The 23,688-nt window shown below is 37.4% G+C and carries 21 protein-coding genes; 17 read left to right on the top strand and 4 right to left on the bottom strand.

The annotated features are described in order from the left end of the window. Positions 1-27: 27 nt before the first annotated feature. On the bottom strand, positions 28-1,215 hold the full coding sequence (gene hmpA / locus C7437_RS11770; RefSeq protein ID WP_111439929.1) for an NO-inducible flavohemoprotein: 1,188 nt from the start codon (positions 1,213-1,215) through the stop codon (positions 28-30). A 165-nt stretch (positions 1,216-1,380) separates the two neighbouring features. Here hmpA and C7437_RS11765 point away from each other — a divergent pair, with 165 nt between their 5' ends. The 7 genes from C7437_RS11765 to C7437_RS11735 all read left to right on the top strand — a co-directional run bounded on the left by C7437_RS11765 (position 1,381) and on the right by C7437_RS11735 (position 10,086). After that, on the top strand, positions 1,381-1,818 hold the full coding sequence (locus tag C7437_RS11765; protein WP_111440037.1) for an Rrf2 family transcriptional regulator: 438 nt from the start codon (positions 1,381-1,383) through the stop codon (positions 1,816-1,818). A gap of 52 nt (positions 1,819-1,870) precedes the next feature. Beyond that, positions 1,871-2,800, top strand: coding sequence for a manganese-dependent inorganic pyrophosphatase (locus tag C7437_RS11760; protein ID WP_111439928.1), 930 nt, complete (start codon positions 1,871-1,873; stop codon positions 2,798-2,800). A gap of 172 nt (positions 2,801-2,972) precedes the next feature. Next, complete coding sequence (locus C7437_RS11755; protein WP_111439927.1) at positions 2,973-3,626, top strand: DsbA family oxidoreductase; 654 nt, start codon at positions 2,973-2,975, stop codon at positions 3,624-3,626. A 262-nt stretch (positions 3,627-3,888) separates the two neighbouring features. Beyond that, on the top strand, positions 3,889-5,424 hold the full coding sequence (locus tag C7437_RS11750) for an FAD-dependent oxidoreductase (RefSeq protein ID WP_111439926.1): 1,536 nt from the start codon (positions 3,889-3,891) through the stop codon (positions 5,422-5,424). A gap of 637 nt (positions 5,425-6,061) precedes the next feature. Then, positions 6,062-6,523: a PadR family transcriptional regulator gene (locus C7437_RS11745; protein WP_111439925.1), complete on the top strand. Its 462-nt coding sequence runs from the start codon at positions 6,062-6,064 to the stop codon at positions 6,521-6,523. A 12-nt stretch (positions 6,524-6,535) separates the two neighbouring features. Continuing rightward, positions 6,536-8,272 (top strand): ABC transporter ATP-binding protein, encoded by a 1,737-nt coding sequence (locus tag C7437_RS11740; protein WP_111439924.1) that lies wholly within the window; start codon positions 6,536-6,538, stop codon positions 8,270-8,272. Between the two features lie 32 nt (positions 8,273-8,304). Beyond that, positions 8,305-10,086, top strand: a complete 1,782-nt coding sequence (locus C7437_RS11735; RefSeq protein WP_111440036.1) for an ABC transporter ATP-binding protein — start codon at positions 8,305-8,307, stop codon at positions 10,084-10,086. A 75-nt stretch (positions 10,087-10,161) separates the two neighbouring features. On the opposite strand, the gene C7437_RS11730 is transcribed toward C7437_RS11735, so the two are convergent. After that, entirely contained in the window at positions 10,162-11,883 is a 1,722-nt protein-coding gene (locus C7437_RS11730) for an ABC transporter ATP-binding protein (protein ID WP_111439923.1), read from the bottom strand. A gap of 402 nt (positions 11,884-12,285) precedes the next feature. Between C7437_RS11730 and C7437_RS11725 the strand changes: the two genes are divergently transcribed. From C7437_RS11725 to C7437_RS11715, 3 genes are read left to right on the top strand one after another with little or no spacing between them, the layout of a single operon-like run. Then, positions 12,286-13,071 (top strand): ABC transporter ATP-binding protein, encoded by a 786-nt coding sequence (locus tag C7437_RS11725; RefSeq protein WP_425450567.1) that lies wholly within the window; start codon positions 12,286-12,288, stop codon positions 13,069-13,071. 13 nt (positions 13,072-13,084) lie between these two features. Beyond that, positions 13,085-14,032, top strand: a complete 948-nt coding sequence (locus C7437_RS11720) for an ABC transporter substrate-binding protein (protein ID WP_111439921.1) — start codon at positions 13,085-13,087, stop codon at positions 14,030-14,032. A gap of 4 nt (positions 14,033-14,036) precedes the next feature. After that, positions 14,037-14,798, top strand: coding sequence for an ABC transporter permease (locus tag C7437_RS11715; protein WP_111439920.1), 762 nt, complete (start codon positions 14,037-14,039; stop codon positions 14,796-14,798). Positions 14,799-14,803: 5 nt separating this feature from the next. Here the strand turns inward: C7437_RS11715 and C7437_RS11710 are convergent, their stop codons facing one another. Continuing rightward, the gene (locus C7437_RS11710; protein WP_111439919.1) at positions 14,804-15,253 is read right to left on the bottom strand and encodes a winged helix-turn-helix transcriptional regulator; all 450 of its coding nucleotides are present in this window, start codon (positions 15,251-15,253) and stop codon (positions 14,804-14,806) included. Positions 15,254-15,388: 135 nt separating this feature from the next. On the opposite strand from C7437_RS11710, the gene C7437_RS11705 reads away from it, so the two are divergent. After that, positions 15,389-15,919 (top strand): DUF4242 domain-containing protein, encoded by a 531-nt coding sequence (locus C7437_RS11705; protein WP_111439918.1) that lies wholly within the window; start codon positions 15,389-15,391, stop codon positions 15,917-15,919. Between the two features lie 20 nt (positions 15,920-15,939). After that, a complete protein-coding gene (locus C7437_RS11700; protein ID WP_111439917.1) occupies positions 15,940-16,998 on the top strand; it encodes an acyl-CoA dehydrogenase family protein in 1,059 nt (352 codons plus the stop codon). Between the two features lie 620 nt (positions 16,999-17,618). Here C7437_RS11700 and C7437_RS11695 read toward each other — a convergent pair. Continuing rightward, entirely contained in the window at positions 17,619-18,146 is a 528-nt protein-coding gene (locus tag C7437_RS11695) for a YceI family protein (RefSeq protein ID WP_111439916.1), read from the bottom strand. 257 nt (positions 18,147-18,403) lie between these two features. Between C7437_RS11695 and C7437_RS11690 the strand changes: the two genes are divergently transcribed. From C7437_RS11690 to C7437_RS11670, 5 genes are all read left to right on the top strand, one after another. Continuing rightward, positions 18,404-18,709 (top strand): winged helix-turn-helix transcriptional regulator, encoded by a 306-nt coding sequence (locus C7437_RS11690; protein ID WP_111439915.1) that lies wholly within the window; start codon positions 18,404-18,406, stop codon positions 18,707-18,709. Positions 18,710-18,787: 78 nt separating this feature from the next. Then, positions 18,788-19,699, top strand: a complete 912-nt coding sequence (gene murB / locus C7437_RS11685; RefSeq protein WP_111439914.1) for a UDP-N-acetylmuramate dehydrogenase — start codon at positions 18,788-18,790, stop codon at positions 19,697-19,699. Between the two features lie 270 nt (positions 19,700-19,969). After that, complete coding sequence (locus tag C7437_RS11680; protein ID WP_281269955.1) at positions 19,970-20,344, top strand: ArsR/SmtB family transcription factor; 375 nt, start codon at positions 19,970-19,972, stop codon at positions 20,342-20,344. Continuing rightward, the gene (locus C7437_RS11675; protein WP_281269954.1) at positions 20,328-22,424 is read left to right on the top strand and encodes a heavy metal translocating P-type ATPase; all 2,097 of its coding nucleotides are present in this window, start codon (positions 20,328-20,330) and stop codon (positions 22,422-22,424) included. Before C7437_RS11680 ends, C7437_RS11675 begins: the two co-directional genes overlap by 17 nt. Before the next feature lie 19 nt (positions 22,425-22,443). Continuing rightward, entirely contained in the window at positions 22,444-23,553 is a 1,110-nt protein-coding gene (locus tag C7437_RS11670; RefSeq protein WP_111439913.1) for a GNAT family N-acetyltransferase, read from the top strand. The last annotated feature ends 135 nt before the right edge of the window (positions 23,554-23,688 follow it).

Genomic DNA, 23,688 nt, shown 5'->3' with positions numbered 1-23,688 from the left:
TGCTTGGGCTTTTCTTACATTAATATATTATGCATTTACTAGTTCAAGTTGAAGTGCAGGACCGAAGAATTCATAATGAATTTGTTCTAGTGAATATCCTAACTCAAGTAAATGATTAATCATTGCTTCCATGAAACCAGCTGGTCCACAAACGTAAACATCTCCGTTTTGAATAGCGCTAGTTGCTAACACGTCTTTTGTGATAAATCCATCTCCAGTTTCGGAGTAAAGCGCCAAGTATTTTGCATCTTCCATTGTTTCTATTAATGCATGAATATCTTTGTCAAATGGATGTAAGTTTTCGTTGCGAGCACTGTAGATAAAAGAAACAGAGCGATTTGATTGGTTTTTAGCAACTGATTCGAACATACTCATCATTGGTGTGATTCCAACTCCACCACTTATGAATGTTACAGGAGTTGTTTTTTCAAGATCTAACACAAAGTCTCCAGCTGGTGCAGTAAGTTCTACTGTGTCGCCTACAAATACATTATTGTGTAAGTGAACGGAAACTTTTCCTTCTGGATTGTTTTCGTCTTCTTTTTTCACAGAAATACGGAATGATTCAGAGTCTGCCGCTTTCGATAAGCTATATTGTCTGTTCATTAAATATTCTTCACCTGGAATACTTACGCGAATCGTGATGAATTGACCTGGTTCATAAGTAGGTATAACTGAACCATCAGCAGGTTTCATATAGAAAGATGTAATGTTCTCGCTTTCTTCCACTTTATTCGTAATAACGAAATCTTTAAAGAATCTCCATCCGCCTGTTTTAGATTCGGTTGCTACATACATTTCTTCTTCAACGCTAATAAATGCATCTGCAATAACGCCGTATGCTTCTGCCCATGCGTTAATAATTTCGTCCGTTGCTGCATCGCCTAATACTTCTTTAATAGCACCAAGTAAATGCTCTCCAACGATTGGATAATGTTCAGGTTTAATGCCCAAACTTACGTGCTTTTGTCCAATTTGTTTTACAACGGGAATAATTGCAGCTAAATTATCGATATGAACTGCTGCAGCGTACACTGTATTTGCTAAAGCTGTTTGTTGACGACCTTTTGCTTGGTTTGCATGATTAAATATATTTAAAAGTTCTGGGTGTGCTTCGAACAAATTTTTATAGAAAGTAGTAGTAATGGCAACACCATGTACTTCTAAAACTGGAACTGTAGATTTAATGATATTAACTGTTTGTTGAGATAACATACGATTAACACGTCCTTTGTATTTTTTGTATTGTTTATTAAATCTACAATACACCTCTCTCTTTCTTAAAGCAATATCTAAAATACATCTTTTGTAATTCAGACACATTTGTTACAAGATATTGTTTTAATAGGTATAATGGATATGAAGATTGGCGGTGGTTATATGAGACTGACTATGTATACAGATTTCTCACTTCGAGTGTTGATATACCTCGGTGCAAAAAAAACAAATGAACTTTCAACAATTCAAGCAATTTCAGATGCATATGGCATTTCAAAAAATCACTTGATGAAAGTGACATACGAGTTAGGAAAACTAGGATATATTGAATCAGTTCGAGGGCGTGGCGGTGGGATTCGTTTAGCGATGGAGCCAGAAACGATTAATATAGGGCAAGTGGTAAGGCATACAGAAGATGATTTTCATATGGTGGAATGCTTTGACTGTAGTACGAATACATGTGTGATTACGCCAGTATGTGGATTAAAAGGAGTAATACATCTTGCGTTACAGGCTTATTTTAAAGTCCTAGATCAATATACACTAGCGGACTTCTTGCATCAAAAGCATGAATTAGCAAATTTACTATTCAATGAGTAGTAAAATCTGTGATATTATATATGGAGAAAATCAATTTTAGGAGGACTATTCATTGGATAAAATAGTAGTTTTTGGACATAAGAGCCCTGATACAGACACAATTACATCAGCGATTGTATACGCATATTTAAAAAACGCAATTGGTGTAGAAGCAGAAGCGGTTGCATTAGGTGAAGTAAACAATGAAACTAAATTCGCTTTAGACAAATTCGGTTTTGAAGCACCGAGAATTATTGAGAGCGTTGCAAATGAAGCAAAAAAAGTAATCTTAGTCGATCATAATGAAAAACAACAAAGTGCAGATGGCATCGATGAAGTACAAGTAATGGAAGTAATTGACCATCACCGAATTGCAAATTTTGAAACAGCAGATCCATTATACTATCGTGCAGAGCCAGTTGGATGTACAGCAACTATTATCAATAAAATATTTAAAGAAAAAGGCGTAGAAATTCCATCAAGTATTGCAGGACTAATGCTTTCAGCGATTGTTTCAGATACGCTTTTATTCAAATCACCGACATGCACAGAAGAAGATGTTGTAGCTGCACGTGAGCTTGAAAAAATTGCAGGTGTCGATGTAGAGGAATATGGACTAGCAATGCTAAAAGCGGGAGCAGATTTAAGTGATAAGAGTTTAGAAGATCTTCTAACACTCGACGCAAAAGAATTCGGCATGGGCGATTACAAAGTAATCATCGCGCAGGTTAATGCAGTAGACGTAAATGATGTAATGGATCGTCAAGCAGAGCTAGAAGAGCTTATCACTCGTGAAATTCAAGAAAAAGAATTGGATCTATTCTTCTTTGTCGTAACAGATATTTTAAACAATGATTCCGTAGCACTAGCGCTTGGGAAATTAGCACTAAAAGCAGAATCTGCATTTAATGTGAAATTTGACAATAATATCGCCTTACTTAAAGGGGTAGTATCTCGTAAAAAACAAGTAGTACCTGCTTTAACAGAAGCTTTAACAAACTAAAATTATTCATGCCAAGGGAATTTTTTCTCCCTTGGCATTTTTTTTATGTTTTGGGAGAATAACTCATTCTTCTAGCCTGCCTTACGCAGTGACAGGCGCTTGCGCTTTTCTCATAAGCAATTATTTTGAATTGATGTGATAGACTCTATACAATATATGTGAGGTGATCGAGATGAAAATTGAAGTATGGTCAGATTTTGTATGTCCGTTTTGTTATATAGGAAAAAGACGATTAGAAGAGGCTCTAGAGAAAGCCGGTTTTGAGGGTAAAGCAGAAGTTGAATTTAAAGCATTTGAGTTAGATCCACATTCTCCAAAGACGTCAGATAAGAGCATGTATGAAGTGCTTGCTGAGAAATATGGCTCTACGGTAGAAGCAGCGAAAGGAATGACGGCTCAAGTTGTGGAGCAAGCCAAATCAGTAGGCTTAGATTACAATTTTGATGCTATGAAACCTGCTAACACATTAGATGCACACCGTTTAGTAAAATGGGCATCTGCGCAAGGTAAAGCTGCTGAAGCGAACGAATTATTACTTCATTCTTATTTCATTGAAGGAAAAGAGATTGGAAAGAATGATGTACTACTTGATTTAATTGAAACACTTGGGTTATCTAGAGAAGAAGCTAATAAAGTATTGACTTCAGACGCTTATTTGACAGAGGTTCAAGCTGATATCACACGTGCTGGACAAATTGGTGTACGTGGTGTTCCGTTTTTTGTATTAAATGACAAATATGCAATTTCTGGTGCACAACCCTTGGAAGCATTTGTTGGTGCTTTGAATAAAGTTGCGGAAGAAGAAGGCATTTCTTCTGCAGAATAAAGTTATCCGGTCAAAAAAGAGTTCTATCCGGTCACAAAATAATCTATCCGGACTGAAAAAATTCTATGTGGTCACAAAATAACTTATCCGGTCGCAAATTCGATTATCCGGTCAGAAATGATAAAATCCTCTCCCATTTTCATTAGGGAGAGGATTTTTTTGATATATTGTCCTCCTTTTAAAACTGTTTTTCGGTAATACGGAAATAATTGAATAAAGTTTCGATTATAGATAGACACTAGTAGAAAAAGGAGGAAAAATCATGACAGACAAAATATTACCAAGCGAATCGAAGTCGTATTGGCGTGCGACAAATGATTTTGAGATGTTCCCGAAATTAAGTGAAGACATAGAAGTTGATATAGCAATCATAGGGGCAGGTCTGACAGGAATTACGGCAGCGTATTTACTAAGCAAACTAGGACGTAAAGTGATTGTTGTAGAAGGAAGTAGGATACTAACAGGTACAACAGGGTTCACAACAGCAAAGGTGACGGCGCAGCATGGGCCAATTTACCAAAAACTAATCAACACATTTGGGGAAGAACAGGCAAGATTATATTATGAAGCAAATACAGCTGCTCTACATTTTATCGAACAAACAGCATCGGATTTAGGAATCCATTGTGACTTTGAAAAAGTAGATGCTTTTTTATATGCAGATACAGAAGATGGAGTAGATATATTACAGAAAGAAATGGAAGCCTACAACAAAATTGGAATAGAGGGAGCAACACTCACAAAGGAAACAGGACTTCCGTATACAGTAAAAGAGTCACTTAAGCTAGAAAACCAGGGGCAATTCCATCCATTAAAATATGCGAATGGCTTGATAAAGAAAGCGATAGAAAATGGTGTGCAGTTTTACGAACAATCACGTGCGAAATCTATTCATTCCACCAATTTAGTGGAAATGGTAGATGGCAATGAAATACGTGCAAAAAAAATACTCGTGTGCAGTCACTTTCCTTTTAATGATGAAGATGGGCTTTATTTTACGAGAATGTATTCAGAAAGATCATATGCGCTAGCAGCACCTGCAGAAGCAAATTACCCAAAAGGAGTCTATATTAATGTAGAAAAACCTACAAGATCGATTCGAACTGCTCTAGGTGCGGACGGGAGAAGGTATTTACTGATAGGTGGAGAAGGACACACAACTGGCAGATTTGAAGGAGATACAACAGCTAATTATGAGGCACTCGCAGCATTTGGAAGAGAACAATTCAATATAAAACAGTATACATATCGCTGGTCTGCGCAGGATTTAGTCACGCTTGATGAGCTACCGTATGTTGGGCCGATGACGTCAGGCCTACCAGATGTATTGGTGGCAACGGGATATGCAAAATGGGGAATGACGAATAGTACGGTCGCTGCTCAAATTATGGTAGCTAATGTGACTGGCACAGGCAATCGCTTCGCAGATCTTTACAGCCCGATCCGTTCGAAAATGAAAAAGGAAGATATTAAGAGCTTTACTAAAATAAATGCTAGTGTTGCAAAAGAACTTGTCAAAGGGAAAACTGAAAAAATTGACGTATTATTTAACGATTTGCAGCTAGGAACTGGAGATATTGTAAAGCTAGACGGCCAAAAGGTTGGTGCATTTAAAGATGTGACAGGTAAAATATATTTGGTTAAACCAGTATGTACCCATCTAGGATGCGATGTTGTATTTAATGACGCAGAATGCTCGTGGGATTGTCCATGTCACGGGTCCAGATATACTTTCACAGGAGAAGTAATAGAAGGTCCAGCTTACGAGCCGTTAGAAAAAATAGAATATGCAGAATGAGTGGAAGTTATCCCAAACAGTACTTTTGGGATAACTTCTTTTTTAAAAGATATGAAGTAGAAAAATTTATTCTACTTGGATGAATGCTGCTCCATTATTAGAGACACTTCTAAACAGAGCCCTACCCTTTTCTATTATCTTATCTAAAAAAGTGGATGTTTTCCAAGCACCCTTCAAACGAACCTGCCAAAAAAATAATCCCCAACATCATAAATGGGCAAAACTCACATACGACATATTTTAAAATAAGTGCAAAAACAGGAGGAAAGTATCGTTTGACGCTTATTTTCGGATAAGTCGTATAGTCATTTTGCTATATTTTATAAATCACCATTAATAATTGAAAAAGAAATATTTAATGTGTAGCAAGGATAGATGTCTAATTTGTCTTTGATAATTCACAGCCATGTAAGTCAATTTTTTGGGTTCTCTCCTGGTATCGTGCTCAGGAGTTTGCCACAAACCAGCGGAATATTTGAGTCTGATATAGGGACAGGATGAACGAAACAGTTAGCGGAATTTTCGTCCAACGCGAACAAGCAACGTCCATGTGAAAAGAGTGCTCTATCAGTTTTCTTATTGTTATTTTTAACTGTATCGATTAATATTATCGATATAGTTAAAGGAGAGGTTCTACTTGAAAAAACGGAGAGGATTTATGCAATTGGCGATTTTGCATTTACTGAAAGAAGAGTCGATGCATGGATATCAAGTTATGAAGGAATTAGAAAATCGTTCTGGCGGACTCTATTCGGCTAGTGCTGGCACAGTCTACCCAGCACTTCAAGAATTACTGGAGCAGGAAATGATAGATCTAGAGCCTACATCAAATAAGAAAACTTATGTAATAAAAGAAAAGGGAATAGAGCGACTGGAAGATTTTGCGGGCCGACGAGAAGGAGAGTTCTGGGAAAAGTGGAAAGAACGGTGGATTTGGCAAAACTCCAAAGAGGCTATTGCATTAAAAGCTGCGATAGAACAGTGGGATGCTGAAGTTCGAAAAGCAATAAAACAAGCAAGACGGAATCCAGAAGACACTGCAAAATTGATTGGTTTCATAAAAGAAACAACAGAGCGTTTACAGAGAGAAAACGAATAAGGAGGGGATGCAATGAAGTCCCTTAAGAAATTACTTCCGTATATAAAGCCGTATACTTTATTTGCTATTTTAGGACCGCTCCTAATGTGTATTGAAGTATCAATGGATTTACTGCAACCAATGATTATGCAGCACATCATTGATGATGGTGTCGCAAATAATGACAGTACATATGTTATCAAGCTTGGACTATTGATGCTAGTGACTTCTATCATTGGTTTAATAGGTGGAGTAGGTAGTTCCATTTACAGTACGAGGGCAGCAGTCAATTTTGCCGCGGATATACGCAGAGATGTATTTAAAAAGACGGAACATTTTTCAAGTAAAAACACGGATGCTTTCGGTGCTGGAAAACTAATAACAATTGTGACAAATGACGTTACATCCGTTCAGCAGGCATTAATGATGACATTAAAAATTTTTGTACGTGGTCCCATGTTTTTTATTGGTTCAGTCGTAATCGTTTGGTTCACAGCACGTGAACTATTTCCGATTTTATTAGTTGCAATTCCAATATTAATGTTCCTTATTTATTACTTCTCTACTAAATCAGGGAAGCTATTTGCGAAAGTCCAAAGAGCGGTGGATCAGGTAAATACGAAGCTACAAGAAACTTTTGCTGGAATTCGAGTGATTAAAGCATTTGACCGACAAGATTATGAAATAGAAAAGTTTCAAGAAGTAAATGATACATTAACGAAACGAAATACTTCAGCAGAGCAAGTCATTCTGACACTTATGCCAATCATGCTTTTCATTGTGAATCTTGGAGTAGTTGCTGGTATGTGGATGGGTGCGATTAAGGTGAATGAAGGAACGCTTCAAGTAGGTGTAATTTTAGCTTTTATTAACTATTTGAACATTATTTTGAATGGATTAATGTCTAGTAGTCATGTACTAATGCAGATTACTCGTTCCTTTACTTCAGCTAATCGTATTGTGCAGGTGCTTGATACAGAAATTGATATTAGCGAACCTGAAAATCCAATTCCCAATCATGAATTTAAAGGGCAAGTGGAGTTTAGAGAAGTGAATTTTAGTTATAGTAAAAACGGAGAATATGTATTGAAAAAAATTTCATTCCTTGCAAAAGCAGGGGAGACGATTGGAATCATCGGTTCAACTGGGAGTGGGAAATCTACGCTTGTTAAACTGATCCCACGCCTGTATGATCCTGACTCTGGAGCAATCCTAATTGATGGAGTAAACATCCAGGAATATTCTCTTGAAAGATTAAGAGAATCCATTGGTTTTGTACAACAGAAAGTTACGTTGTTTTCAGGTTCTATTGAAGAAAATGTACGCTACGGAAAAGTAGATGCAAGTGCCTACGAGATGAAAGGAGCAGCCGAGTCAGCAGCAGCCATGGAATTTATTGAAAAGTTAGATGGGAAGTTTGCTCATGAGTTAATGCAGGGGGCAACGAATCTATCTGGTGGTCAAAAACAACGTCTATCGATGACTCGAGCTTTTATACGTGAACCAAAAATTCTAATTCTGGATGATTCCACTTCAGCAATTGATGCATTATCGGAAGCTTCGGTTCAACAAGCATTAAAGCAAAAACATTCCAAAACAACTGTATTCATCATTTCATCGAAGGTTTCATCGATTATTGATGCCGACCAAATTCTCGTTATCGATGATGGAATGATTGAAGCGAGTGGGAAACATGAAGAATTATTAGAAAAGAGTAGTGTTTATCGAGGGATTTATGCAACGCAAAGTGGGAAGGAGGTGCTTTTATGAATAAGGCATCTACGCAACCTAAACCAAATGTGATGGGGCGCGCACGTGGACCAAGAGGACTTGGTGGTCCGGTTGTGAAAGCGAAGGATAGAAAGGGAACGATCAAGCGGATTTGGAGGTACATGGAAAAACAAAAAGTGGCAATGATTGCGGCGGTTATTTTTGTTATTATATCTACATTGTTGAACTTACTCGTACCGTATATGATTGGACTCATTATTGATCAATACATCATCCCAAAGGATATCGATGGTACATTTCGATTATTAATCATGCTAGCAGTTATTTATATTGCAGCCGCCATTTTTACTTGGTTACAAACATTTTTAATGGTCCGAGTTTCACTTCAAACGATTCGCGTATTACGCCAAGATCTGTACAATAAGTTCCAGACTTTATCTTTACGGTTTTTTGATAAACGGACACATGGAGATCTGATGAGCCGTGTGACGAACGATATTGAGAGCTTGAATAATGCACTTAGTCAAAGTGTCATTCAAATATTTTCATCCATTCTTATGGTGACAGGTGTAACGATTGCAATGTTCCTGCTAAATTGGGTACTAGCTATTGTTTCACTGTTAGTCATTCCTTTGATTATTTTTACAACAAAAAAAATTATCAAGTATAGTAGAGTCAATTTCATCAAAAGGCAGCGAGATTTGGGTGAATTGAACGGCTTTATAGAAGAAGCCATTTCAGGAAATGAAGTTGTTACACTCTTTGGGCAAGAAGAAAAGACATTTACGAAATTTGATGTGGTAAATGAAAGACTACGTCAATCGGCGATAGCAGCCGACACTGTTTCAGGATTTCTTGGACCTATTAATAACTTCATTAACAACCTTGGATTAGCATTACTCATTGGGATTGGTGCACTTATGACGGTTCAAGAAATAGCCACTGTTGGAATAATTGCCGCTTTCGTTACGTACTCTCGTCAATTTTTCCGTCCGATAAATCAGTTGTCTACACTATTAAATACGTTTCAATCTGCAATAGCTGGAGCAGAGCGAGTGTTTGAAATTATGGATGAAATGCCAGATATGACGGATAAAGAAAGTGCAATTGGAATTGATTGCTTTAAAGGGGAAGTTGAGTTTTCAAATGTTCACTTTTCTTATGAAAATGGAAAGCAAATTTTGAAAAATATTAGTTTCCAAGCAAAAGCAGGAGAGAAGATTGCACTTGTAGGTCCAACGGGTTCCGGTAAAACAACGATTATTAATCTTTTAATGCGTTTTTACGATATTGATTCTGGTGTTATTAAAATTGATGGTCGAAATATTCAAGACTATAAGATTAGCAAACTGCGTGAAAAAATTGGGATTGTGCTTCAGGATACGTTTCTATTTTCAGGTACGATTATGGAGAATATCCGTTATGGCCGTCTAGAAGCAACAGATGAAGAGGTCATTAACGCTTCAAAAATGGCTGCTGCACATGGATTCATTAAGCATTTGCCGGGTCAGTATGAAACACTTATTACTTCTGGTGGGTCAGACTTAAGCCAAGGACAGCGCCAATTACTAGCAATTGCTCGAGTGATTTTAGCAGATTCCGATATATTGATTCTAGATGAGGCTACATCGAGTATTGATACGAGAACCGAAATCGAAATTCAACAAGGGTTAAATCATTTATCAGAAGGGCGTACTAGTTTTGTCATTGCACACCGTTTAAAAACAATCGAAAATGCAGATCGAATTTTGGTCATCCATCATGGTGAACTGATTGAGTCGGGAACGCACGAAGAACTATTGCAACAAAAAGGATTTTATCATGGGTTGTATGAGAGTCAGTTTAAGTTTTGAATGAATTATCTATAAGAGAGATCAAAAAAGCTTGTAATGGCCAACGAAAGTGTGCCTTTACAAGCTTTTTGTTATTTACGACAACCCTTGTCCATGTGTAAATTCTCTATATAGTTCGTGCTCAGCAATTAGTTCTTCATGTGTACCGCTTCCAGTTATTTCCCCTTGCTCGAGGAAAAAGATTCGATCCGCATGAATGATTGTTGCTAGTCTGTGCGCAATAATGAGAGTGGTACGGCCTTTCATCAGACGTTCTAGAGCTTCTTGTACATAAGTTTCCGAGCCACTATCTAAGTTAGAAGTAGCTTCGTCGAGTAATAATATTTTCGGATTATGCAAGAGTGCACGTGCAATCGCAATACGTTGGCGTTGACCACCAGATAGTTTGATGCCACGTTCTCCAACAAGTGTATCGTATTTGTCAGGAAGTTCTCCTATGAATCCAGCTGCATTTGCGGCTTCTGCTGCTTGGATTATTTTCTCTAATGGAGGGATTTCTGTCATTCCATAAGTCATATTCGAAAGAATGGTACCACTCATAAGAGGACTCTCTTGTGAAACGTATCCAATTTTAGAGCGCCATGCCGGTAAAGAGAGTTCTTTGATCGGTGTGTGATTGAACAAGATTGTTCCTGAACTTGGTTCGTAAAACCTTTCTAACAATGAAAAAATCGTTGTTTTCCCACCACCACTAGGACCGACAAATGCAGTTACAGTTCCAGGATGTGCTTCAAATGAAATGCCATCAATGATTTTTTTGTCGGGACCATATGAAAAGTGAACATTTTCAAAAGTTATTACACCATCCATTAATAGTTGCTTCTCCGTCGTGTCAATGGTTTCACTGTCCATATGGAATATATCTTGAATACGTTCCGTTGCTCCAACAGCTTTTTGGAATGAAGTAAAAAATGTTGCCATTTGAGCGAACGGAACAATAATTTGGACTAAATAAAAGATAATAGCAACAAGATCGCCGGCAGACAATATTCCTTTAGATACTTGTAACCCCCCATAACCTAAAATAGTAACAAGAATAGCCATCATAATAAGCGTCATAAAAGGAGAAATGAACGCTTGAATTTTCGCTTCCTTTAATCCAAACCGATATAAGTTTTGAATCGCATCATTTCCGCTAGTTGTTTCTGTTTTTTCAGCTCGATACGATTTGACTAAACGGATTTCGGATAGCACTCGTCCTAATAGTCCTGAAAATGAAGCCATTTCTTTTTGGGTAGCTTTAGACACTTTGTGCATCTTCGAGCCAAGTGGAATCATGATAGCTACGCTAAGTGGAACACTAACAAGCATGATTAACGTCATTTTCCAATCAATAAAAAATAAAATAATGACGGAACCAATAATCGTAATGACCCCAGACACAAAATTCACCAAATGATCCGTAATGAGTGACTTTAATGTAGTAGTATCCTGCGTAATGCGGCTCATTGTTTCGCCGCTTTCATTTTCATCATAGTAGGTTACAGGTAGATGTAATACTTTACTCCATAGCTTTTTGCGTAGATCCGCCACGATATATTCTCCAATATAGGACAATAAGTAAAATGAAAATCCACCGAAAATCGCTTGTAAAAGAAAGACAACAAGCAATAAAGCAATCATTTTCCAGTTAAATGCAGCAGTTGTTAGCGTATCGACTAAATCTTTCGTAACTAGTGGAACAATTAATCCGATAACGGTGCTAACGAGAGATAAAACAATAGCGAGTATAGTTATTTTCATCGGCCATTTAAGGCTCTTAAGTAATTGGAAAAACTCTTTCGTAGATGTTTGCATGATTTGCTCCTAATTATTTATTACTTACTTCTTACTTCTATTGTAAACGAGACAAGTGAAGAGAAGCGAATGAGAGGGTAGAATAATTCATTCTGGGAAGATAATATAGGTTATACGAGGGCAGCACAGCTATTAATTTATCCCGCATTAACGGGCAGTAAGAATCCCACTTCAAGGCTTGGCCAAGCGCATAAGCGTAAGTGGAAGATCATACTTGCCCGTAAACGCCCGAATGGTTCAACTAACAATCAGGGAGGGATGAAGAACCCCCCACTGATTGAAGTTTCACTTTATGAAAGATTATAAATATTATGGTTGTTTTTTTTTACTTAGTATAATAAACTAACTTAATACCTACTAAGTAAATAGGAATAGTTAAGTAGATAAAAGAAGGAGCGGTGCATGATGGCCGAACAAATGATAAGTGTTTCTGGAGTTACAAAAACCTTTACAAACAATGGAAAACCTACAAATGTGCTTGATCAAGTTTCATTTGATATGAAAAAAGGTGAAATTGTTACTTTACTTGGAAAAAGTGGTTGTGGGAAAAGTACATTACTTCATATAGTTGGTGGGTTTTTGAAAGCAGAGGAAGGCACTGTATATTTAGATAATCAATTAGTACAGAGACCAACAAAGAAATGTGTAACGCTTTTTCAACAACATAATTTACTTCCTTGGAGATCCGTATTGAAAAATGTAGGGCTAGGATTAGAAGGCGAAAACATTCCCGAGGATGAAAAAAAGGTACGTGTAATGGATGCAATCAAGTTAGTAGGATTAGAGCAATATTTACATCAGTTTCCGCATGAGCTTTCTGGAGGGATGCAGCAACGCGTAGCAATTGCTCGTGCTTTTGCAATGCAGCCGGACGTAATATTAATGGACGAACCATTTGCGGCATTGGATACATTTAATCGCTATCATCTACAAGATGAATTATTACGCATACAAACACAGATGAAAACAACCATTTTAATAGTCACACATGACATTGATGAAGCAGTCTACCTCTCCGATCGTGTACTAATTATGAGTTCACATCCCGGTAGAATTTTTAAAGAGCTTGAGATTCAACAAACTAAACCACGTGATCGTACACAAGGAGATTTCCTGTATTACCGGAAAAAGATCTTAGAACAATTTGAACTAAGTGGCACGAATAAAGCGCCTGAATACATGATTTAAAGGAGGGTTATACATGAAAAAAAAGTTTCTTTGCATTCTAGTAATTGTGATGATGTTTTTAACTGCATGCTCACCATCTAAACAATCTAGTGAAGATAACCCAACCATTAAAATCGGTTATTTACCCATTACCCATGCGGGGCCACTTTTTTTAGGTGATCATTTACATAACGGACAGTACGATGGGTATCAAGTGGAGTTAGTAAAGTTCGGGTCATGGCCAGATTTGATGGATGCATTGAATACAGGCAGAATCGACGGAGCTTCTGTACTAGCTGAATTGGCGATGAAAGCAAATGAATTAGGAATTGATTTACAAACAGTCGCTTTAGCTCATAAAGATGGAAATGTACTTATTTCTTCAAATGATATACAAACAACTGCAGATTTAAAAGATAAAACATACGCTATTCCACATAAATTTTCTTCTCATAATATTTTGTTGAATGAGATGCTGAAGAAAAATGGAATGTCCTATGATGATGTAAATGTTGTAGAAATGACACCTGCAGAAATGCCTGCTGCACTATCTGAAAATCGAATTGCTGGGTACGTTGTTGCAGAACCGTTCGGAGCAATTGCAGTTGCTATGGAAAAAGGAAAAGTGCATGCTCATTCCGATGAAATATGGCCAAATTCTTATTGCTGTATTATCGTATTACACACCGATTTTATTCGTAATAACAAAGAAGTGGTGCAGTCATTTGTGAATGAATATGTTGCATTAGGTAAACAAGCAGATCTAAAGGGCGATGAAGTGTATGATGCCTTTAGTAAATTTATGAAAGTAGATAGAGCAGTGTTGGAACTTTCTATGCAATGGATTTCGTATGATGAGTTGCGCGTGGACGAGGAAGAGTACAACAAGTTAAGTGATTTCATGGTGGAGATGGGTATTTCAGATAATCCACCTACTTATAAAAACTTTGTAGATAATACATTTATTGATGGGGCGTCGTGAACTTATGAACTTAGGAAAGAAGATACTAAACTTTAGCATAGGGATGTTAATTCTTCTCTTGGTATGGCAAATAATTAAAATTATTGGAGATTATCCAGAAGCATTGCTACCATCACCAGTTAATGTAGCTCATACAATTATTGAGATGATTGTAGATGGAACACTATTGGTGCATTTGCAGGTTAGCCTTGGAAGGTTTGCTGCAGGATACTTACTTGCAATTATCCCTGCAGTTATTCTTGGTATGCTTCTTGGGAGAATGCCAAGGATATGGCAGATAGTGGATCCGATTATACAAGTATTGAGACCAGTGTCACCGATTGCTTGGTCACCATTTATTGTACTCTGGTTTGGTATTGGGAATATGCCAGCAATTGTTATTATTTTTATTGCGGCTTTTTTCCCTGTACTTTTGACGACAGTTGCTGGTGTTAAAAAAGTAGATAAAAACTATTTGAAAATTGCTGAAAATATGGAGATGAACCGACTGGAGCTAATGGTAAAAATTATTTTCCCAGCAGCGTTTCCCTCTATTGTTAGTGGACTTCACTTAGCGTTAGGGTCTGCATGGATCTTTTTAGTTGCTGGTGAAATGGTTGGTGCGCAATCCGGCCTCGGCTTCTTAATTGTTGATGCACGTAATACGTTGAATCTTTCGGGTGTACTTGCGGGTATTATTTTTATTGGACTACTAGGTTTTATCCTTGATCGTCTTATATCTTTATTTGAGCGCTGGGTTGGCAGTCACTGGGGTATTTCATCGTAATCTATTCACGTAAAAAGTTTACTAGGTTGCTCTTCTATACTTACTGCTTTAATATCTTGAACAATTTCACCTGAATTTGTTGAGTAATAAGCTAGTTTTACTTCATCACCGGTTTTACTATCGATCAGCTTTTTATAGCAAGGATCCAAATGCTCACTACCCCAAATGACTAGTGCGTGTAGAACAAATTCTAAATCCTCTCCACTTTTAGTAAGTGTGTATTTATAACGTGGAGGGTGCTCTGAATACAATTCTGATTGGACGAGACCTTGTGATTCAACTAGTTTGAGTCGTTCGGATAATACATTAGGTGAAATGCCGTTTAGCGCTCTTTTGATTTCGTTAAACGTAGTATTTCCTATCATAATTTCATGGATAGTTAGCAGTGTCCAGCGATCACCGATAATATTAAGTGATTGTGCGATGTTGCATGGAAGGTTATATTTTTGTTTCATTTTAAAATTCCTTTCAAATAAAGACCTTTCCCAATTATACAACAAAATAATATAATTAATAGGTTGCTTTTTCTAACTAACTATTATAAGATAACCACAAGGTGTATAAAACAAATAGGAAAGGTTGGTTTTAAAATGAGTTTATATCTAATTGAATCATCACTAACAGGAATTGTAAGTACAAAAGAAGAGGTAAATCAAAAAGCAACTGACATTCAAAGTCTTCTTGGAGAAAAAGAAGCTTCATTAATCGAAGTACAGGTGTCAAAAGATTTCTCACGTTCTTTCTTTATTGTAGAATCAGAAAATGAAGAAATAGCAACTAGCGTAATAAAAGAAGCAGGAATTTCTATTGAACTAGTGAAAGATGTTCGTCTTGTTGGCGACGAGTTAGAAAAAGTAAAACAAAATAAAGAAGTAGTGAATTACTTAGTAGAATGGAATATTCCAGAAAATATTACAATGGACCAATACCTTGCACGTAAAAAGAAAAACTCTGTTCACTATGAAGAAGTTCCGGAAGTACAATTTGCAAGAACTTACGTATGTGAAGATATGAGTAAATGTTTATGTTTCTACGATGCGCCGGATGAATCAGCTGTAAAACGTGCTCGCGTAGCAGTAGACACACCAATCGATGCAATTACAGAAATTCTAGGAAAATAATAGATTTGGGAGTGATCATCATGACAAAAAGCATAGTAGATAAAAATGAAGTCCTCAAGGATTTAATTGAGCAAGAACTGAAACCATACGTAAAAAAAATTGATTTGGACGCTTTTTATGCGGAGTCATTCTTACGTAAACTTGGTGAATCAGGACTTCTTTCATCTAACGGTCGTACGCAGAAAGAAACTCTTTCAGAGGAATTGTTAATAGTGTCTGAAACGGCGAAAACGTGTATGACGACTGCTTTTTGTTTATGGTGTCACCTAGCTGCACTAACATATGTCCGGAAATCGGAAAATGTTTTACTGCAGGAGGCTTTATTGGCCTCGTTAGAAAATGGAAAGTTACTTGCTGGAACAGGGCTCTCTAATCCCATGAAGTTTTATGCAGGACTAGAAAATCTTCACTTAAAAGCGGAGAAAGTAGATGGAGGATACCGCATTTCAGGAGTCCTCCCATCTGTTTCTAATTTAGGAGAAACTCATGGATTCGGAGCTATTGCTGCTCTAAACGACTCTGAACGGGTAATGTGTTTTATTTTTTGTAATTCAGAAGGATTGTCTTTGAAAGAAAAATCCGAATATCTGGGGTTAAATGGAAGTGCAACATATGCTTGTGTGTTTAAAGATGTCTTTGTCCCAACTGAGCTAGTAATTTCGGAAGATGCAGATGCATTTGTGGAAAAGATCAAACCTACATTTATTGCTTATCAAATTCCACTGGGATTTGGTGTGGTGGAAGCTTCTATTCAATCAATTGAAAAAGCGTGTAATAGACAAAATGGATGCAATCAATTTTTAAGAATCCAACCGAATGATTTAGAAGAAGCGAAAGTTAAATTTGAACAAGATTTAGATGTACTCATTCAATCAGATGATTTAGATTGGAAAGAAATTGCAAAAGTTAGATTATCAATGGTTTACTTAACACTTGAAACTGTGCAAGCAGCTATGCTTCACAATGGAAGTGCTGCCTATTTAAAAGTAAGTCCCTCAGCAAGAAGACTTAAAGAAGCTTACTTTTTTGCAAATTTAACTCCAACTATCAAGCATCTAGAGAAAATGTTGGATTGTTAAAAGTTTTTTGTTAGGAGATCCTTTTCTACTTAGAAAAGGATCTCCCTTCTTATTTCCAAAAGGATTCGGCTTTTTCTTTCTATTTTTAAGGAAGCGAAGGACAATCAATAGTAATAGGATGATAGAAGACAGTAAAGAAGCTACGTGACACAGTCGCGTAGCTCCTTTACTGTCTTTCTCGTTTATTGGTTCTTTGTCAAATGACGTTGAAGAAGAATTTTAGTCTGCTATAATTTATTTATAGCGGGACTGTCCAGGAAGTCAGTAAAACTGATTTTTCGGCAGTCTTTTTTTGTAGTTTTTCAAGTCTTGTTTTCTATATCAATTTGAACTTAAGTTCCCTATATTTTCTTTGCTGATTTCGTTATGAGCGGCGACTCCAGTGGGATTAGCGTGACAGGTGAGACCCCACAGGAGCGCGGTTTTCGCGACGAGGAGGCTCACCGCACGCCCCACGGAAAGCGTCCGCTCGTAACGAAATCAGCGTGGATCAGGATTTTCTCACCAACGCCTTATATTGTACAACCCGTTTATTTTGTCAAAACCGAACCGTAAAAGTCCATATATAAAAAAAAGCTATCCTAGAGTTCTAGGATAGCCTTGATTCAGATGATTTTAGATTACCCAGCAGGATTTAACTGAATTTCGATTGTAATTTTGATATCGTCTCCAACTAAAACGCCACCAGTTTCTAATGCTTGGTTCCAAGTTAAATTGAATTCTTTACGGCTGATTTTAGTGTTAGCAGAGAAAGCAACAACTTCTTGGCCCCATGGGTTAGTACCTTTACCGCCATATTCAGCTTCAAAAGTGATTGGTTTTGTAACATCTTTGATCGTGATATCACCAGTTACATCATATTCACCATCATCTGTTTTTTTGATGTCAGTAGCAACAAACTTAATGCTTGGGAATCCTTCTACATCAAAGAAATCGCCAGAACGTAAGTGGTTGTCACGATCTTCGTTATTTGTATTGATCGATTTTACATCAATATCAAAACTAATAGTAGCCCCAGTTAAATCTTCAAGATTTGCTTCAATTTCAGCTGTGAAGTTTGTGAAAGTTCCTTTTACTTTAGAAACCATCATGTGTTTCACGGAAAAATCGATACTAGAGTGTGCAGCGTCAAGATTAAATTTTGTCATTTGTAATTTCCTCCTAAGAAATGTTTTTTATTATTATTAGTATAAAACACAATTACTTCGAAATCAAGATATTTTATTTCAAAACAAGTAAATTACTAAACATTTATCTTTTCCCTTATTTAGGAAGAGATAAATGTTTGCTTACTTTATGTAACTTAATATAATTTAATATAAAGGTTACGTCAAGTAATTAAGTTACTTTAAATTTACAATTTCTTAATATAGGAGTACAATACTAAAAGAATGAGGTGAAACAGATGAAAGAAACGTTATTATGTCCACGTTTATCGAAGGCGATGGATTTGCTAGGAAAAAGATGGACAGCATTGATTGTGTATCAATTAATAGATGGAGCTAAGCGATTTAACGAAATTGAGTCGTCTCTTCCTATAAGTGGTCGTCTATTGTCAGAACGATTAAAAGAGCTTGAAAAAGAGGGTATTGTAGTAAGAACTGTTTTCTCTGAAGTACCAGTACGCGTGGAATATAATTTAACAGATAAGGGATATGCGCTAAAAGATGTAGTTGGTGGAATCGAATCTTGGTCTAAAGAATGGTTGTAAGGTTTTTACTTGATAAAATAGATGCGAGGTTGCATACTATGTAAGGGTAAAAGTTAATAAAGAAAGGATTTGTCTTTTTTGACTAAACAACAATGGAGCGAAGATTTGATAAAAAAGTTAGACCCTCAGAACGTAAAAATAGATGAGTTACTCAGTTTGCATACGATGACTAGAATGGGCGGCGTTGCAGATTTATTTGTAACTCCTGAAACAGAAGATCAGGCTGCATTTGTTGTACAATATGCATATAAAAACAAAATACCAATATTGCTCATTGGTAACGGCTCTAATATGGTCGTTCGAGATGGCGGAGTTCGTGGGATTGTCCTTCGTTTGGAAAAATTAAACAAGATCACGATTAATGGGAATAGAGTAATTGCAGAATGTGGCGCTGATATTATCGATGTATCGAAGGCAGTTGCGAAAGAATCGCTGACAGGTCTAGAGTTTGCATGTGGAATTCCGGGTTCTATCGGTGGTGCAATGGCGATGAATGCTGGTGCATACGGTGGAGAAATTCAAGACGTCATCTATCAATCTACTGTACTTACACCAAGTGGGGAAACACTGATTCTTTCAAAAGAAGACTTAGAACTTGGTTATCGTAAAAGTATTGTTACCAAAAAAGGGTACTATGTATTGTCATCTGAATTTGAACTGCAAAAAGGGATTCAAGAAGAAATTGATGCGAAAATTGCAGATTTAACATTTCAACGAGAATCAAAGCAACCACTTGAATATCCTTCAGCGGGAAGTGTGTTCAAACGTCCTCCAGGTAATTTCGCAGGCAAGTTAATCCAAGATAGTGGATTACAAGGAAAAGGCTTTGGAGGAGCAGAAGTTTCGATGAAGCACGCAGGTTTTATCGTCAATAAAAACAATGCTACTGCTACCGACTACATTAACACAATTGAAATGGTGAAAAAAGTAGTCAAAGAAAATTTCGGTGTGGAATTAGAGTTAGAAGTAAAAATTGTTGGTGAAAATTAGTAATCACATAAAAAAGCGATCACTTCGTATGAGAAGTGGTCGCTTTTTTATGTAGAAAAAAACGATATGGACAATAAATGCGGTTATACGGTCATAAAAAAATCTATCCGGTCACAACTCACGCCTATCCGGTCACACAAAAATCTATTCGGTCAAAAAATCCAATCTACAAAGAACATTCAAATGCTCGTTTGAATGTCATTGCTTTTTGAATAGTTTGAACATATAATAAAAGTAACAATCAAATGACCGTTTGAATGAGGTGAGAAAGTGCCAAAACAAGATATGTGTGAAGTAACAATAATACATGAAGATGTAGTAGTCGCGGTTAAGAAGCAGTTGCCGGATGTTACAAAGGTTGCTCAAATTTTTAAAGCACTTGCAGACGAAACGAGACTAAAAATAGCGTATGCATTAACAATAGAAGACGAGCTTTGTGTATGTGATGTGAGTGAAATCATAGGTTCCTCAACAGCCACAGCATCGCATCACTTACGGTTTTTGAGAGATTTATCTTTAGCGAAATCTCGTAGAAAAGGAAAGCTAGTTTATTATTCATTAGCAGACCATCACGTCAACGAATTAGTGAAAATCGCGTATGAACACGTGATAGAAGAGGGTGAGAAAAGTGGAGAAAGCGGCTAAGAATGAATACCGATTAGAAAATCTTACATGTGCCAGCTGTGCAATGAAGTTTGAAAATAATATTAAAAATCTCCCTGCTGTAGAAGAAGCCATCGTTAATTTCGGTGCTTCCAAAGTGTCTGTTGTTGGTGACGTAACAGTAGAAGATATAGAAAAAGCGGGAGCTTTCGATGGTATTAAAGTGGCCCCTATTAATCGCCGGAAAGAAGAAAAAATTCCGTTTTTTAAAAGAAAAGAAAATGTGTTAACTGCAATCTCGTTCGTATTTTTAGTAATTGGGATTATTGCATCTTTTATATATGAAGAGACACATCCGTTAGCGATTGGATTGTTCGTGGTATCCATTGTTGTAGGTGGCTATGACATGTTCAAAGGTGGACTGATCAATTTATCACGTTTTTACTTTGATATGAAGACGCTCATGACTATCGCAATTATTGGAGCTGCAATTATTGGGGAATGGCGAGAAGGGGCAGTTGTCGTCTTTTTATTCGCCGTAAGTGAAGCTTTAGAAGCTTACTCGATGAATAAAGCGCGTCAATCTATTAGTCAGCTAATAGATATAGCACCACCAAGTGCAACGATTCGTCGCGCGGGTCAATTGGTAGAAGTTGATACAGAGTTTATCCAGATCAACGATGTGCTCATTGTGAAGCCTGGCCAGAAGATTGCGATGGATGGAATTGTTTTAAAAGGGAATTCCGCTGTTAACCAAGCATCAATTACAGGTGAGTCTGTACCGGCAGTTAAAACAGTTGGCGACGAAGTGTTTGCTGGTACGTTAAATGAAGAAGGATCATTAGAAGTAAAAGTGACGAAACGCGTAGAAGATACAACAATTGCGAAAATTATACATTTAGTAGAAGAAGCGCAAGCAGAAAAAGCACCTTCACAAAAATTTGTAGATAAATTTGCTAAGTATTATACACCGGCAATCATTGTGATCGCTTTTCTAGTTGCACTCTTGCCTCCATTATTCGGAGCAGATTGGCAAACGTGGATTTACCAAGGCTTAGCGGTATTAGTAGTAGGATGCCCATGTGCATTAGTTGTATCTACTCCAGTTGCAATTGTGACTGCGATTGGGAACGCAGCTAAACAAGGGGTACTCATTAAAGGTGGGATCCACTTAGAGGAAATTGGACGTTTACAAGCAATTGCTTTTGATAAAACTGGTACATTAACAAAAGGATATCCAGAAGTAACTTATGTAGAAGCCGAATTTAAAGATGACTTCATACAAAAAGTCATGTCGATTGAAACTTACTCTCAACATCCTTTAGCAAAAGCGATTGTGAAATATGGAGCAAAATCACATATGCATCCTGTAGAAGTAGATGATTTTCAGTCTGTAACTGGAAAAGGAGCAGAAGGTAGTGTTGATGGGGAAAACTGGTCCGTTGGTAGTGTTTCTTGGATTTCTTCCATTAGTACAGTGTCGGATCAAGTGATTCATACAATTGAACAGCTTCAAACAGAAGGAAATACAGTGATGCTTGCTGCTGTGGATGGTGTATACAAAGGATATATAGCCGTAGCTGACCCAATTCGTGAAACGAGCAGTCATGTATTGAAAGAATTAAAAGCAGCAGGTATCAAGCATACAGTGATGCTGACAGGTGACGATGAACGGACGGCAAAAGCGATCGCTTCAAGGTTAGGTATGACAGATGTAGAAGCTGGGCTTATGCCAGAACAAAAATTGACAGCGATTAAAGCGCTTAAAGAGAAGTACGGAGCAGTTGCTATGGTTGGAGACGGTGTAAATGATGCTCCAGCACTTGCAGCTTCAACAGTTGGGATTGCAATGGGTGGTGCTGGAACAGATGCGGCACTTGAAACTGCAGATGTTGCACTAATGGCAGATGATTTGGAAAAACTACCATATACGATTCGATTAAGCCGAAAAGCATTGCATATTATTAAAGAAAATATTATGTTTGCATTAGGATTAAAAATTATCGCACTATTACTTATCATCCCAGGAATGTTAACATTATGGATTGCTATCTTTGCAGACATGGGAGCAACACTTCTCGTAGTATTAAATTCATTACGATTATTACGAGTTCATAAGTAACGCGTTCGGAGGGATAACGATGAAGCTAACTGAGTGGACGATGGAAGAGCAAGAACAGCTCATCCATTTTATGACGACGAATACATGGCCTTTTCATGGTAGCGCTCACCCTGTAAGAGAGTTGATTGAAAAGACGATTGTCGAAGGTGGATATCAATCAGATGAAGTGAAAACTTTTTGGGTAGAGAATGAAGAAAGTGATAAAGTTGGGATTGTTAAAATATATGATCTACAAGACGATATTCCACTTTTCGATTTACGAATTGCAGATCAAGCTCGTGGAAAGGGATATGGTCCACGTGCACTGAAAAGAGTGACGGAATATGTCTTCCAATTACCTGTTGAGAAGATTCGTTTAGAAGGTCATACGAGACAAGATAATTTTGCGATGCGCAAAACATTTGAAAGAGCTGGCTTTGTGAAAGAGGCACAGCTAAGGCAAGCGTGGTTTTCTCCAAAAGAAAACTCTTATTATGACGCAGTAACTTATGGCATGACGAGAGAAGATTTTTTAAAAGGGACGGCAACACCAGTTAAGTGGGATGACGATGGTCACCAAAAACAAGTAGTGGCCGGAGAATTGGTATTTGCAGAGGAGTTCCAAACAGAGCGATTAATCATTCGTGCTCCAAGGTTAGAGGATGCGGAAGTACTATGGCAATCGGTTATGAACTCTCATGATGCATTAAAAGAATGGATGCCGTGGGCTCGAGATAAGCAAACACTAGAACAAACGACAATTAATCTGCGCCAAGCAATTGCTGATTTTGTGACCCGAAAAGATTTACGGCTTCATATGTTTTTAAAAGAAACGGGAGAGTTTGTAGGTTCTTCAGGGCTGCATCGTATCGATTGGGATGTGCGGAAGTTTGAAATTGGCTATTGGATTGATAGTAAGTTTGAAGGAAAAGGCTTAATGACGGAAGCTTACTTGGCTATTACTGACTTTGCATTCAAAGATCTAAAAGCCAATCGAGTCGAAGTTCGATGTGATAGTGAAAATGTAAGAAGTCGTTCTGTGGCAGAAAGAGCAGGTTTCTCGGTAGAAGGGATATTAAGAAACGACGCTTTATCTGCAGATGGAAAAACACTTAGAGATACTTGTATATATGCATTGGTAAGTAAGTAAAAGAGCGCATTGTCTATAAAAATAGACAACGCGCTCGTTCACTTGGTATCTGTCTAGCTACAGCGCCTTGCCCCTCGGGGTCAAATGGGTAATCACTGTGGTGGCTGAGGAGCTGCCTCCTCGCGATTCCCCATT

The organism is Psychrobacillus insolitus (assembly GCF_003254155.1).
Classification (GTDB): Bacteria; Bacillota; Bacilli; order Bacillales_A; family Planococcaceae; genus Psychrobacillus; species Psychrobacillus insolitus.
Note: the sequence above shows the minus strand (reverse complement) of the source record. Positions and strands in the feature narration are given on the sequence as shown.

Coding starts and splice junctions, on each gene's coding strand:
- hmpA (WP_111439929.1), bottom strand. CDS start 1,215: ATGTTATCTCAACAAACAGTTAATATCATTAAATCTACAGTTCCAGTT.
- C7437_RS11765 (WP_111440037.1), top strand. CDS start 1,381: ATGAGACTGACTATGTATACAGATTTCTCACTTCGAGTGTTGATATAC.
- C7437_RS11755 (WP_111439927.1), top strand. CDS start 2,973: ATGAAAATTGAAGTATGGTCAGATTTTGTATGTCCGTTTTGTTATATA.
- C7437_RS11750 (WP_111439926.1), top strand. CDS start 3,889: ATGACAGACAAAATATTACCAAGCGAATCGAAGTCGTATTGGCGTGCG.
- C7437_RS11740 (WP_111439924.1), top strand. CDS start 6,536: ATGAAGTCCCTTAAGAAATTACTTCCGTATATAAAGCCGTATACTTTA.
- C7437_RS11735 (WP_111440036.1), top strand. CDS start 8,305: ATGGGGCGCGCACGTGGACCAAGAGGACTTGGTGGTCCGGTTGTGAAA.
- C7437_RS11730 (WP_111439923.1), bottom strand. CDS start 11,883: ATGCAAACATCTACGAAAGAGTTTTTCCAATTACTTAAGAGCCTTAAA.
- C7437_RS11725 (WP_425450567.1), top strand. CDS start 12,286: ATGATGGCCGAACAAATGATAAGTGTTTCTGGAGTTACAAAAACCTTT.
- C7437_RS11720 (WP_111439921.1), top strand. CDS start 13,085: ATGAAAAAAAAGTTTCTTTGCATTCTAGTAATTGTGATGATGTTTTTA.
- C7437_RS11715 (WP_111439920.1), top strand. CDS start 14,037: ATGAACTTAGGAAAGAAGATACTAAACTTTAGCATAGGGATGTTAATT.
- C7437_RS11710 (WP_111439919.1), bottom strand. CDS start 15,253: ATGAAACAAAAATATAACCTTCCATGCAACATCGCACAATCACTTAAT.
- C7437_RS11705 (WP_111439918.1), top strand. CDS start 15,389: ATGAGTTTATATCTAATTGAATCATCACTAACAGGAATTGTAAGTACA.
- C7437_RS11700 (WP_111439917.1), top strand. CDS start 15,940: ATGACAAAAAGCATAGTAGATAAAAATGAAGTCCTCAAGGATTTAATT.
- C7437_RS11695 (WP_111439916.1), bottom strand. CDS start 18,146: ATGACAAAATTTAATCTTGACGCTGCACACTCTAGTATCGATTTTTCC.
- C7437_RS11690 (WP_111439915.1), top strand. CDS start 18,404: ATGAAAGAAACGTTATTATGTCCACGTTTATCGAAGGCGATGGATTTG.
- C7437_RS11670 (WP_111439913.1), top strand. CDS start 22,444: ATGAAGCTAACTGAGTGGACGATGGAAGAGCAAGAACAGCTCATCCAT.